Consider the following 13606-nt stretch of genomic DNA (forward strand, 5'->3'; position numbering starts at 1 on the left):
TAAGTTCTTTATCCGACATAGACACCAACATATCAAACCGTCCGCTAAGAAAATTGCAACAGCGCATATTCTAAAAGCGGACATTTTTACTTTGGAGAAACCGGACATTTCTATTTTGGAGTTACAAGTCGACTTCGCATAACAGCCATTATGTTAAATGGAAGGAAGCAAAATAAGTTAACATTTTGCTTCCGGCCACATTAAGCTAGAGTTTTATTTAAATAAAGCTATTTAGTAATCATTAAATTAATTAAAATCTAAATCTAACACCAGCTCCATATAACCAACCTTTCTCAGAGTTTGATTCTATTTGCCACGACGTTTCATCATTACCTTTTGAATACTCATAGGCAATGTCGATATACGGCATGATCTTTTTACTGATTTCATAGCGAGTTTCAAACCCTGCGGTTGCACTGCTTAAACCAGTTTTTTTCGCATATTTAGAGTCATCACTAAAGATAGCATCCAACTCTAAATAAGGTTGAATAATCAACTTTTGCGTAATCAGAAAATCACGTTCCGTTTCTAGGCTAAAGCCCGCATAATTGTCTTCTCCCGCATAGAGATAAGCATCAGTTTCAAAGAAATATGGCGCCATACCATGTAAGCCAATCACCGCATCAACATTTTCTTCGGTGTCTTTGCGATGATCATTGAGTTCAACTTTTTCACTACGATAACGTGCACCAATCTGTGCATCCCAAAAGTCTGAAATCATACGGCTATATAAAAGTTTGGCATCATAATGTGCATCATGCGATTCTTCTTTATCGGCATGAATTTTAATAAAAACCTTATTTTCATCTGTGCCAATACGGGTTTCAAACTCTGACTTTAAATCACCTGTGCCATCTTCATTGACAAGCCACTTATTGTCCACTGTCGTAATCGCATAAATTTGCGCACCGTGTTCTGAGCGATGATCATAATGCGAACTCTGCTGAGCATTCGCATCTGGTACATGATGTAAATGATTAACCGTAGATGTTGCCTGATGTTGTGCCTGATTCATTTGGCTATGGTTCATTTGAGAGCGATCCATTTGCATCGGCTGATTTTGACTAGAAGATGTAGCAACTGTCATTTTTTCAGGCGCACTATGATCTTCACCATTATGTGCCAAACTCACTGCACTGACCATCAACAAAGAGCTTGCTAAAACAGTTTTAGAAAAAAGATTAATGGTGCGCATGTTGATCTCCTTTCTGTACTTTTTGATCTTGCTGTTTCTCTGTTGATTTGTGATGCATTGGCTGATGACCTGCATGTTGATGGTTCATCGGTGCTGAATGTGCAGCATGATTCATTTTCCCCATCATCTGCATGTGTTGTGCATGCTCTTGTGGAGAATGCTGTGAATGATCCATCTCAGACATCGCTTGATGATTCATTGATGGTACATTTTTTCCATCAGTCTGAGCAGTTGAATGATGCCCTTCGTGCGCCAAACTTAAGCTTGTTAAACTCAATACCGCAACAGAAAAAAACGCTTTAAATACAAAATTAGTGATGTGCATGTCCAGCTCCTTTTTGCTCAGTTACTTGGTGAGTTTGAGTCGAATTTGTACCTTGAATTGGCGTTGTAGACACTTGTTCATCGCTAACATTTGCCACGATCAACTTGTTCATCATTCCTGCACTCATGTGATACAACAAATGACAATGGATTGCCCATTCGCCCAACTCATCCGCAGTTAATAAAGCAGTCACTGTTTTACCCGGTGGTACAATCAATGTGTGTTTATTCGGCATATCTACCGACTCTTGACCATTCTCCAACTGCATAAACATGCCATGTAAATGCATGGGGTGCGCCATCATACTGTCATTAATAAATTTGATACGGATACGCTCGCCATACTTCACTTTTAATGGCTCAGCATCGCTGAATTTTTTACCGTTAATCGTCCAAATATAACGCTCCATAGTACCGCCCAAACGTACTACTAATTCACTGCTAGCTTCACGAGTATCTTTTTGCGGTTCTAAAGATTTTAAATCACTATATTGCAAGGCTTTATTGCCCGCAGGTGTAGATGCATTTGCCCAACCATAAACCACTTGATCATTTTCTTGTGGTTTTGCTGTGCCATGCTGTGAATGATCCATTTTCGAGTGATCCATGCCTTGCATATCGCCATGGTTCATTTTTGAATGATCCATTTTCGAGTGATCCATGCCTTGCATATTGCCGTGGTTCATTTTCGAATGATCCATTCCTGCATGATCACCGCCACCATGTCCCATATCTTCCATGGTCAAAAGTGAGCGTGGACGTGGTGCAGGCATATGAATGCCATGTGTCATAGGATTTAATTCATTGTGCAGTGTACCAATCGCATAGCCTGCACGGTCAATTGACTCAGCTTCAATTTGATAATGTCCGCCTTTTGGCTCCACAATCACATCATAAGTTTCAGCTGTGCCAATACGAAACTCATCCACAGCAACAGGTTTTACAGGCTGACCATCAGCACTGACCACAGTCATTTTCAAGTTAGGAATACGGACATCGTAGAAAGACATCGCAGATGCATTCACAAAACGTAGGCGAATTTTTTCATTCGGTTTAAACATTCCTGTCCAATTTTGTTCAGGTGTTTTGCCATTAATGAGGAAGGTATAACCTGTAACATCCGACATGTCGGTTTTTAGCATACGCATCTGATTCCACATTTTGCGGTCAGACCATGTCGCTTTTATGCCATCACGTTTAACCTGCTTCCAAACATCACCCAAGGTTTCACGCTGATCTTGATAATATTCAGCTGAAATTTTAAGATCTTTCTGAATTTGATCACTGGTTTTTTCATGAAAATCTGACAACATCACCACATAGTCACGTTCAGCTTTTTCATGTGCTGCCAATGGTGTTTTACCTTTTGGATAAATCACAAAAGAACCATATAAGCCGTCCTGTTCCTGTCCTTTAGAATGAGCGTGATACCAATAAGTCCCGCTTTGGCGAATCTTGAATTTATAAACATACTCGCTTTGAGGCTTAATACCGTTAAAACCATTAAATCCCGGTACACCATCCATAATGCCCGGCAACAACAGTCCGTGCCAATGAATAGAAGAATCTTGGTTTTTTAAATTATTTTTCACGCGAATGATGGCTTCATCACCCTCTTCAAACTCAAGCAAAGGCGCAGGAAATTGACCATTTACGGTAATGCGCTTTACAGGCTTTCCAGTTGGGCTGACCACTGCTTCATCAATAACAAGCTGATATTCACGCACTTCGGCAAAAACCAAAGGCGACGATGCAAAACAAATACCTGCTAATAGGTACGAACTAATTTTATGAGACATAACTTAACCTTAATTTTTGAAAAATAAATAAATTTTAAAAAAATTGGTTAAGCTTTAGGGGGACGTGAAATTTCTTGCCAATACCCATTTAGATATTGGTTGGGGTAATAAAAATTAGGCTGATCTATAGAATAGAAGGTATCTAGGGGATCTAGCGAGCTTTGCAAAGAATGAAGACATGAGATCTGTGTCTGGCAGGATAAGCTAGAACATTCCTGACACTTTTTGTGATCTATATTCTGATTAAGAGCTAAATGATTATGGCAATCGGTATTCGTCTGTACTTCGTGATTAATACCATGTTGAGTGACTTGCTGTGCTTGATCTAAACAATGATCTTGGCTCATTTCAGTTTGCATATTGATATGCATTATCTTTACTGATGCAACAGACACACTACTCCATCCTATGGCAAAAACCATAAGAAAACAAAACCAAAGTTTTTTGGAGAGATGAGTCAACACGAATGCTATCTAGGAATAGAATTTAATCCAAAATATCTTAACGGAATTTTCAAATATTTACAACTCAATATAATTTAGTAGTTTCTCTAAAATTAACATAATACACGTTATCCGAAATAAATAAAATATTTGTTTTAAATCAACATCTTGCAAAATTTAAAAAAGCCCATTCACCCTCGAATGGGCTTTTTATGTGAATAATTATGTTCCACATTTTTCTGGGTTTACGAGCCTAAATTCTTACGATACTGAATGAAACCTGTATTGTCTGCCGACTGATCATATAAGATTTTTGCTAGCTAGATAGTTGGTTTCATGCAGAATCTCCTGCCTATATTTTAAGAGAAAACTTTACTTTTAGATCCTATTATTTTTAGGGAGGATTACCTAGGATAGTCGAAATTATGATATAATTTAATTACTATCATACTCTTATATTTTATTTTAAAAATGAAAATAGGTAATTTTAAAGATAAGTTTGATTCAATATCTAATAAATCTGAAGTATCAATATTATTAGCAAATGGCTTTTCTCAAGCATGGAGTCATGAAATTTTTAATTATAAGTCTTTATTTGATAAAGCTGATTTTGGTACCAGAGATCTCGAAATTCGTCAGTTATTTACGGAATTCGATACCTATGATTTTGAAAAGATCATGAGAATATTAGAGTCAGCACAAAAGATATGTGAATTATATGATGTAGATAAAAATAAAATTATTGAAATACAAAGTGATCAAGAACAGTTGAAAAATTCTCTAGTTAAAGTTATTTCTGATACTCATCCCTTAACATCCAATTTTGTATCAACAAGCCAGTATGAAAAAGCAAGGCCATTCATTAAACAATTTTCTCAAGTGTTTACATTAAATTATGACTTATTGCTTTATTGGGTCATTAATAAAAAAGAAATATCTCCTACAGGATATTTTAGTAAGGACGGTTTTAGATACAATAGTTGGGAAAATACTAGCGATCAAAATGTTTTCTATCTACATGGAGGACTGCATTTATATGATAGTAAAGTGACTATTAACAAACATACATTTAAAGATCACTTAGGTAAGAGTATTGTTGATCATGTAAAAGAAAATCTAGCTGTTGGAAAATTTCCATTATTTGTATCAGAACCTAATTACGAAGCTAAACTTAGTAGAATTCAGCATAATCCATATTTGAACTCATGTTATAAAAAATTAAAAAAAATAAAAGGTTCTTTGTTTATTCATGGGCATTCAATGGCTGAAAATGATCAACATATTTTCGATCAAATTAATAAGAGTGAAGTTGAAAATATTTATATCAGTATATTTGGTGATCAATACTCAGACTCTAATAAAACAACAATTGCTAATGCCCACCGATTTATAGACACTAAAAAAATAAACATTGAATTTTATAAAGCTGAGTCTGCTCCTATTTGGGCTTAAAGAATAGTCACTGATTTTATACGCACATATTAGTCCAAATTATAGAGAATGATTAATTAATTATTTGTAAATATCGATAAACAGCTTGCCGGCTGATACCAAATGCTTTTGCCAGAGCAACTTTGGAGGAATACAGTCCTTCTTTCCAGGCTTGTCGTAAAGCCTCAGCCTGCTCAGTGTTCAATTTATGGACACGACCTTTATATTTCCCTTGAGCCGCTGCAAGCTTAATCCCCTCTTTTTGGCGTTCCAAGATAATTTCCCGCTCGAATTGAGCAAAAGCGCCCATAAGCTGCAACATCAGGTTATCCATCGGAGTGGCCTGGGCCGTGAAAGTAATATTTTCTTTGACAAACTGGATGGCGACTCCCTTCTTTATGAGCTGATCAACTTCAGTAACTAAATCTTTCAGACTTCGAGCGAAACGATCCATAGAGTGCACGACGATCATGTCTCCTTCACGAACATAGCTGAGCATTTCCTGAAATTTCGGACGGGCAGTATTTTTTCCAGAGGCCTTATCGATAAAAACCCTGTCGACTTCGACTCCTTCAAGTTGTCGTCCAATATTCTGGTCAACAGAGCTGACTCTGACATATCCCACCTTATGACCTTTCATCATGCCTTCTACCAAATGCTTATTTCTGCTTATTGTAAATAATGAATATTATATTTCAAAGTTACATGTAACGTATGGACAAAATTTATTTAAATGAGACATAAACTTCAGGGCGTTGTCTGTGTTATTTTAGGGTATACTTTAAAGTTACACAAAACATCTATATGAAGACTAAAGTCCAAATTAGTGTTTATGTTGGTTCAATGTATTACATTTCGTATTTTCTATTTGTAACGTAATTTCAGTAATATTATGATTATGTTTTAGAACTTCTAAGGCATTTTGATAGAGTTGATCTGTATTGCTATTCGGAGCAACCAAATGAGCAGTTAAATGAATATTTCTTGAGGATATAGCCCAGACTTTCAACTGATGAATCCCTTCAACGCCCTCTAGCTTCAATAAATCATTTCTTAACGACTCAATATCAATCTCATCAGGAACTCCTTCAAGCAGAATATGAATACTTTGTTTTAATAAAATCCAAGTTCGAGGTAAGACCCAGAAGCCAATTAACACAGCGATTACGGTATCAACCCACATCCACTGGGTAAAATAAATAACTATTCCTCCGATAATCACGCCTATCGATCCTAGAGCATCACTAAGAACTTCTAAATATGCACCTTTTATATTTAGACTTCCTTCAGCACTAGCAGAAAGGATTTTCATTGAAATCAAATTTATGACCAAACCAATGACCGCGACAATCATCATTCCAACACTTTGAATTTCAGCAGGATTCGTAAAACGTTGATAAGCTTCATATACAATATATATTGCTACCACAAAAAGCATCACCGCATTAAACAGAGCCGCTAAAATTTCAAATCGCTGATAGCCAAAAGTTCTTTTATCATCTGCGGCTTTTTTACCAATTTTGATAGCGGCAAGAGCAATAGCTAAAGCGGCTACATCAGTAAACATATGAGCTGCATCAGATAACAAAGCCAAACTTTGGGTAATAAAAGCAGCGACAACTTCTACTATTAAAAAAGTAGTCGTTAAACCTAAGGCAACCATTAACTTCTTACTATTTTCTTCAGTAACAACCGCATGGCTATGATCATGATGTTCTGACATAAAATATTTTCCTTATTCTATTTATGATGAGCAGAGATATTGGATAACAGCCAATATCTCTGCTGTAAATCGACTAATCTATTGGATTAAGAAACTTTCTTTTCATTTATCCAACGATAAAGCACGGGTAACAGCACCAAAGTTAGTAATGTTGAAGAGATAATCCCGCCAATCACTACGGTTGCCAGTGGCCGTTGAACCTCAGCCCCTGTTCCGGTTGCCAGCGCCATTGGTACAAAACCCAGTGAAGCCACACAAGCTGTCATCAACACTGGTCTTAAGCGCAAAATAGCCCCTTGCCACACGGCTTTATGCACTGGATATTTGTCCCTTAATTCCTTAATAAAGGTCAGCATTACCAGTCCATTGAGGACTGCAACACCAGATAAGGCAATAAAGCCAATTCCAGCTGACATCGATAATGGAATATCCCTTAGCCAAAGGAACAGCACACCACCGGTCAAGGCAAAGGGTACCCCGGTAAAGACCAATAGACTTTCTTTGACATTGTGAAAGACCGCCATCAGTAAAATAAAGATAGTGATTAAAGCCAGTGGAATCACGATTTGCATCCGTGCTTTGGCTGAAGCCAAATTTTCAAACTGACCGCCATATTCTATCCAATAACCACTTGGCAAAGTGTATGCTTTGAGCTGTGTCTGTACATCAGAAACAAAAGACCCTAAATCACGCCCTTCAACATTCGTTGTAACCACAACTCGGCGTTTACCATTTTCTCGACTGACTTGGTTGATTCCTTCAATGGTCGAGACTTGCGCGACATCCGACAATAAAATACTGCCACCATTTGGAAGCTGAATAGGTAACTGGGAAACAGATGCGACACTACGGTCTTGCTCTCCAAGACGGATAACAAAATCAAAACGACGATCGCCTTCTAAAATCTCTCCCACGCTTTGTCCACCAATACTTGCAGCCACCACATCCTGAATAGATTTCACACTCAAGCCATACTGGGCAGCTAAAGCTTTATCAATCTCTACATTGAGTAAAGGCAGACCCGAAGTTTGTTCAACTTTCACCGCACTGCTACCTGCGACTTGCTGAATGATTTTCGCGATTTTTGCAGCCTCAGTATTCAAAACCTGCATGTCATCACCAAAAACCTTCACCCCCACATCACTGCGTATACCTGAAATCAGTTCATTAAAACGTAACTCAATAGGCTGAGAAAACTCACTGTTATTGCCGGGAATTGTCGCAAGATAAGCTTCCATTCGGGTTCGAAGTGCATCTAGGCTTTCTTTTGAATCTGGCCATTCCTCACGTGGTTTCAGCATGATATAACCATCGGAAATATTCGGTGGCATCACATCTGTCGCCACTTCAGCAGTCCCGGTACGGGCAAATATAGCTTTAATTTCGGGAAAGTTTTTCAGTAAAAGCTTTTCGGTATTTTCCTGAATACGTAAAGACTCTTCCAAGCCTGTGCTTGGAGAACGTAATTGCTGTACCGCAAAATCACCTTCACTCAGCTGGGGTGCAAACTCACTGCCAATCTTCGTGCTGAGCAGACCCGTAATGACCAGGAGACAAATGGCAAAAGTTAAAACCACCGCTTTGTAATGATAGGCTCCATCCAATATCTGTTGATATCGGGTTTTGAGCCAGATCATCCAACGGCTTTCCGTTTCTTTGATCTCCCCTTTAACCCATAAAGCAACTGCAGCGGGCACAAAGGTGATCGATAAAATAATAGCTGCCACCAGTGCGAGAACAACGGTTAAAGCCATCGGATGAAATAGTTTTGCTTCTACACCACTTAAAGCAAAAATCGGCAAATACACCACCAAAATAATAAGCTGACCAAAAATAAGAGGACGACGTGCTTGGCGGGCAGCCAGAAAAACTTCCTTAAAGCGTTCACTTTGTGTGAGAGGTCGTTTTAACAGTTGCTGTGTATGGGCTAAACGCCGGATACAGTTTTCGACAATCACCACAGCACCATCGACAATGATGCCGAAATCGAGTGCACCTAAACTCATCAGATTGGCACTGATATTTTTCTGTGCCATCCCGGTTAAGGTAAACAGCATAGAGAGTGGAATGACACAGGCAGTAATCAAGGCAGCACGGATATTCCCTAAAAACAGGAACAGAATGATGATGACCAGGATTGCTCCCTCTACCAAGTTTTTCTGAACGGTTTTAATCGCCTTCTCAACCAAGGTAGTACGGTCGTACACCGTTTCAATCACTACCCCTTTAGGCAAACTATTCTGAATATCTTGAAGCTTGGCATCCACAGCTTTAGAAACAGTCCGGCTATTTCCACCCATCGCCATCATGGCAATCCCTAAAACGGTTTCTTTGCCGTTATAGGTTGCCCCACCGGTTCTTAAATCATGCCCAATAGAGACTTGCGCAATATCACCAACCCGAATTGGGCTGCCATTTGGGCTACCCAGCATGGTGTTCTCAATATCAGAAAGCCCATTGAATGTACCCGGTACACGTACCGTCAGTTGCTGACCATTGTCTTCAATATAACCTGCACCTCGGTTCTCATTATTTTGCGCTAAAGCCTGTTGCAGTTGTTCTAATGAGATATTCAGTTGCTGCATCCGGTTTAAATCGGGAGAGACCACATAGGTTTTTTCAAAACCACCAATACTGTTGACCTCTGCAACTCCCTTAACACGTTGCAGTTGAGGACGCACAATCCAGTCCTGAATCTCACGCAAATCCATCGGCGTGTATGCAGTTCCATCCGGCTTTTTCGCATTCGGATCTGCCTTCAGTACCCATTGATAAATCTCACCGAGACCCGTAGAAACGGGGGACATCATCGGTGTGATTTGTGCAGGCAACTCAGATTGCGCCTCCTGTACCCGTTGGTTAATCTGCTGACGGGCCCAATAAATATCAGTCCCATCTTTAAAGACAATGGTGACTTGAGAGAGTCCATAACGGGATATGGAACGGGTAAGCTCCAGATTCGGAATGCCAGCCATGGCATTTTCAATGGGATAGGTAATCCGCTGTTCGACTTCAAGCGCAGTATAACCCTTGGCTTGAGTATTAATCTGGACTTGGGTATTGGTAATATCGGGTACAGCATCAATCGGGAGTTTCTGATAGCTATACACCCCGACCGCAATCCAGGTACAGACAAAGAGCAACACCCAAATCGCATTTTGTATGGAAAACTGAATGATTCGTTCGAATAAACCTTCTGGTTTTGGCAGATCAGAATTAATGCTCATGGCCTGCCTCGTCTTTTTCTAATTCAGATTTGAGCAAGAAACTGCCTTGAGCGATATACTTCTGCCCTTCAGTCAGCCCAGAAATCACTTCAAGCCATTGTCCATCACTTGAAGCCTGCCCCAATTGCACTTTCTGTGCTTTTAAGTGGACTTGACCTTTTTGTTCTGAATCTACGATGAAAATACTGTCTTCACCTTCAATACTTTGCAGCGCAGACTTTTGAATCCGAAGGGCTGATTTTGCTGTAGCTTCCGGAATCAACACTCTCACTAACACATTAGAACGCAACTCAGTAGCTTGCGCATCGAGTTTTGCGCGCACCACCAGACGCCCTGTTTGTACATCTGCCTGAGAGGTTAAGCTTTGTACAGTAGCTTTATAGATTTGATCTGAATCATTCACTTTAAAGTCAATTTTTTGCCCGGCTTGCAGTTGACCTGAGAATTGATTCGGCAAATTAAACTCAAGCCATAAATCTTTCAGCTGTTCAATGACAAAGAGCTGATTAGCCAGTTGCACATTTTCACCGACCACAATATCTTTTTGACTGATCACCCCAGAGATCGGTGCTTTAATCAGAAAACGCCCATTGTTATTGCCACTTGCACCTAATGCATTTAAACGTGCTTGTGAGGACTGGACAGTAATCTGCGCTTGACGGTAGGCATTTTCGGCACGCTGGTAATCCTGTTTGGCAGAAATCCCCTGTGACCAGAGTTGCTGTTCGCGCTGGTAATCTTTACGGGCCAAATCCAGATTCACCTGTGCCATACGCAGATTTGCCTGTTGGTCGATCAGTTCAGGCACGATTAGTACAGCCAGCGTTTGTCCTTTTTGCACGCTCTGTCCTAAAGCCACATTGACCTGCTCGACATGACCACTAAAATTAGGCGATATATGCGCTTGTTGATCGGTATTCACCACCAATTTACCTGGCAGGGTTGTCAGCTTTTCAACCAATCCTGTGGATGCAACAGCAACTTTTAAACCTTGTTCAACCATTTGTTGGCTGGTCAGTTGTATTTCGCCTTCTTCAGCATGTCCTTCTTCAGAACTATCTTCATCAGAATGTTCGGCATTTCCCTCATCATGACCATGCCCCTCAGATTCAGTTTTTTTTGAACTTAACCAAATAACCAGACTGACCAAGACCGTAATCAGAATCAAAATTGCAATCATGAGAGACTGGGATATTTTTCCGTTTTGCTTGGCGTTCATTTTATCGTGCTCCCCCATTGATTAAATTTTGCGATGCTTCGACTGCCTTTTTATTCAGTTGTGTATAGGCATCCGAACGGCTAATTTCTTCATAACTTGTGCCAATACTGAGTGCCTCAGCTGCGAGGGCAGTTTGCCAAGCTTGACGTAGAATTTGTAATTGACCCAATCGAAGATTCTGCAGTTGGGTGGTTGCTTGCTGAACGTCGGTAATGGACAGTTTCCCTGCCTGAAACCCTTGTAAAGTACGGCTCTGAACTTTGGTCGCCAAAGTAACTTGTGCTGTTGTGGCATCGAACTGGCTACGTAAACCTTTGAGCTGATGCATGCTGTTGGCAATATCGAGTATTTGTTGCTTCAGCTCACGCTGCTGCTGTTGGTTCAGCAATATTTGCTGTTGCTGGACCATCGGGATCGCATATTGCTGGCGGTTGAAAATATTCAGTGGAATAGCCACGCCGATTGCCAAAGTCGTATCGTTGCTTTCATTAGGGGTTTTGCTACGTTTCATGCCTACATTTAAAGTCGGATTGGGACGTGCCTGAATTCTTAAATTTTCAATTTGATGATCCGATTGCTGAATGTTCAAGGCATAGAATTTTTCTAGCCACCCTTCAGCAATATACCGTTGCACAGTTTGGAGACTTTGCTCTGGCCAAGGGATAGCGGTTTTATTCAATTGAAGATGTGAAGATGTTTCTCCCCCCCACAAATTAGACAGCTGACGACCGGCAGCTTGTTTATTCAGCATCGCTTGCTCATAAAGTCGTTGGATTTCTAGCGCTTCAATTTGGGCACGCTCAAAATCAACCAGGGCAATACTGCCTGCCTGATAGCGTTTCTGGGCACTGTCCAGATTGGCTTTACTTGTTTTTAACAGTACTGAATAAACAGACTGCTCAACCTCAGCAAGTGCAAATTGCGACCATGCAAATTTAACAATCAGTTGGCTTTGTGCCTTCCATAATTGCTGTTGCAATTGGATTTGTTGATTCGAGGTATTGGCAATCACCCGGTTCAGCTTACGCTGACCAAATAGATCTAGAGGTTGACTAACGCCAACATTGAATTCCTGTTCTTGACCTGAGCCAAAGCCAGACTGTTCTAAACTTATACTTGGATTCTGCCATAACCGACTTTGCTGAATATTCAATTCAGATATTTGCTGAACTTGTTGCCACAGCTTGTCTTGAGTCTGGTAACTTTGTACTTTTGCTAAAGCGGATTCAAAGCTGGTAACGTTTTCAGCATAGCTATATTGCATAGCCGCTGCACATATACAAGCAACCAAGCTATGACGCAAGAGTATAATTGATTGTGAAGACATGATTTTTCCCACTTATTTAAATAATAAAAGTGGTGGGAATGTTTTAGGCTACCCCACCATGAGCGGGGAAAATTTGGGAGGTGGGCTTTGTTGAAACAGGTCAGGAGCCTGATAGCTGTTTTTCCAATGAAATTGTGGATTCACTTTAACTTCAGAGCTTGGATGAAACACATCTACTTTTTCATTTTGTACAATCAAATGCGTCATCGATGGTAGATGATCTTGATGATCTTCACCGATTTCTAAATCGCTACTGAATGTTTTTATGTTTTCTGACTGTCCATTATGATCGTGTTGACGACTATCGCTGGCACACAAGGTATTTTGGTGATGACCAAAATGATAACTCTGCTGTGATTGAGGCTGTTGTTCATGGACACAAAAGGCCGCCGCCACATTCCAAAAGCTTTGGAACATGAACAATCCAACCAAGACTGTAATCCATGTAGTAGAACGCATCATCATAACAATCGAAAAATTTGTACCAAGTATAAGGCTTAGAGCCACTCCAAGGTCAAGCTTAATAAATTAAATTAAACATTCAATGAACACTGAATAGCCGGCACTTTTGCAAATTTACCTTGTCTCTATAAGCTCACATCAATTTCAGGTAAGAATAACAATAGATTGAACCGTACCGGGTTTGTCGGAGAGTCAATATTCTGAGAGACTACCCCGATGACAAAATTAAAATATACCCCTGAAATCAGAGGGTAATCCTCCCATAAATAACCGAAGTTAAAAGTAGAGGTTAAGCAGCCATTAGAGGTGGCTTTCCTTTGTTAGCTTGATGTGGTCTTTCATGGTTGTAATGCCACAACCAGTTTGTTGCATAATCTTGTACTTCATCCAAAGTATCAAATAAATGCTTGCTCAGCCAACTATAACGTATGGTCCGATTATAGCGTTCAATATACG

The 13606-nt window shown here is 39.9% G+C and carries 11 protein-coding genes; 1 reads left to right on the plus strand and 10 read right to left on the minus strand.

The features are described from left to right. Positions 1-250: 250 nt before the first annotated feature. Genes FTU50_RS14140 through FTU50_RS14150 form a run of 3 tightly spaced genes read right to left on the minus strand, consistent with a single transcriptional unit; the run spans position 251 to position 3318 of the window. Entirely contained in the window at positions 251-1195 is a 945-nt protein-coding gene (locus FTU50_RS14140; protein ID WP_004668309.1) for a copper resistance protein B, read from the minus strand. Beyond that, complete coding sequence (locus FTU50_RS14145; protein ID WP_004897649.1) at positions 1182-1520, minus strand: hypothetical protein; 339 nt, start codon at positions 1518-1520, stop codon at positions 1182-1184. The genes FTU50_RS14140 and FTU50_RS14145 overlap by 14 nt, the downstream gene beginning before the upstream one ends. Continuing rightward, positions 1507-3318 (minus strand): copper resistance system multicopper oxidase, encoded by a 1812-nt coding sequence (locus tag FTU50_RS14150; RefSeq protein WP_034583971.1) that lies wholly within the window; start codon positions 3316-3318, stop codon positions 1507-1509. The genes FTU50_RS14145 and FTU50_RS14150 overlap by 14 nt, the downstream gene beginning before the upstream one ends. Before the next feature lie 914 nt (positions 3319-4232). Between FTU50_RS14150 and FTU50_RS14155 the strand changes: the two genes are divergently transcribed. Next, positions 4233-5213, plus strand: coding sequence for a DUF4917 family protein (locus FTU50_RS14155; protein WP_177156118.1), 981 nt, complete (start codon positions 4233-4235; stop codon positions 5211-5213). Positions 5214-5265: 52 nt separating this feature from the next. Here the strand turns inward: FTU50_RS14155 and FTU50_RS14160 are convergent, their stop codons facing one another. The 7 genes from FTU50_RS14160 to FTU50_RS14190 all read right to left on the minus strand — a co-directional run. Further along, on the minus strand, positions 5266-5832 hold the full coding sequence (locus FTU50_RS14160; RefSeq protein ID WP_177156230.1) for a recombinase family protein: 567 nt from the start codon (positions 5830-5832) through the stop codon (positions 5266-5268). Positions 5833-6015: 183 nt separating this feature from the next. Continuing rightward, positions 6016-6915 (minus strand): cation diffusion facilitator family transporter, encoded by a 900-nt coding sequence (locus FTU50_RS14165; RefSeq protein ID WP_177156119.1) that lies wholly within the window; start codon positions 6913-6915, stop codon positions 6016-6018. An 86-nt stretch (positions 6916-7001) separates the two neighbouring features. Then, positions 7002-10142 carry an efflux RND transporter permease subunit gene (locus FTU50_RS14170; RefSeq protein ID WP_180047384.1) on the minus strand — a complete coding sequence of 1047 codons (3141 nt, stop codon included), beginning with the start codon at positions 10140-10142 and terminating at the stop codon, positions 7002-7004. Then, the gene (locus FTU50_RS14175; protein ID WP_016658777.1) at positions 10132-11361 is read right to left on the minus strand and encodes an efflux RND transporter periplasmic adaptor subunit; all 1230 of its coding nucleotides are present in this window, start codon (positions 11359-11361) and stop codon (positions 10132-10134) included. The genes FTU50_RS14170 and FTU50_RS14175 overlap by 11 nt, the downstream gene beginning before the upstream one ends. A 1-nt stretch (position 11362) precedes the next feature. Further along, positions 11363-12688: a TolC family protein gene (locus tag FTU50_RS14180; RefSeq protein ID WP_180047382.1), complete on the minus strand. Its 1326-nt coding sequence runs from the start codon at positions 12686-12688 to the stop codon at positions 11363-11365. Between the two features lie 48 nt (positions 12689-12736). Continuing rightward, complete coding sequence (locus FTU50_RS14185) at positions 12737-13153, minus strand: cation efflux protein, CzcI-like (protein WP_227591950.1); 417 nt, start codon at positions 13151-13153, stop codon at positions 12737-12739. A 286-nt stretch (positions 13154-13439) separates the two neighbouring features. Next, a partial coding sequence (locus FTU50_RS14190) for an integrase core domain-containing protein (protein ID WP_151711510.1) occupies positions 13440-13606 on the minus strand: 167 nt, incomplete at its 5' end.

This window comes from Acinetobacter sp. YH12112, from assembly GCF_013418945.1.
Lineage (GTDB): Bacteria > Pseudomonadota > Gammaproteobacteria > Pseudomonadales > Moraxellaceae > Acinetobacter > Acinetobacter indicus.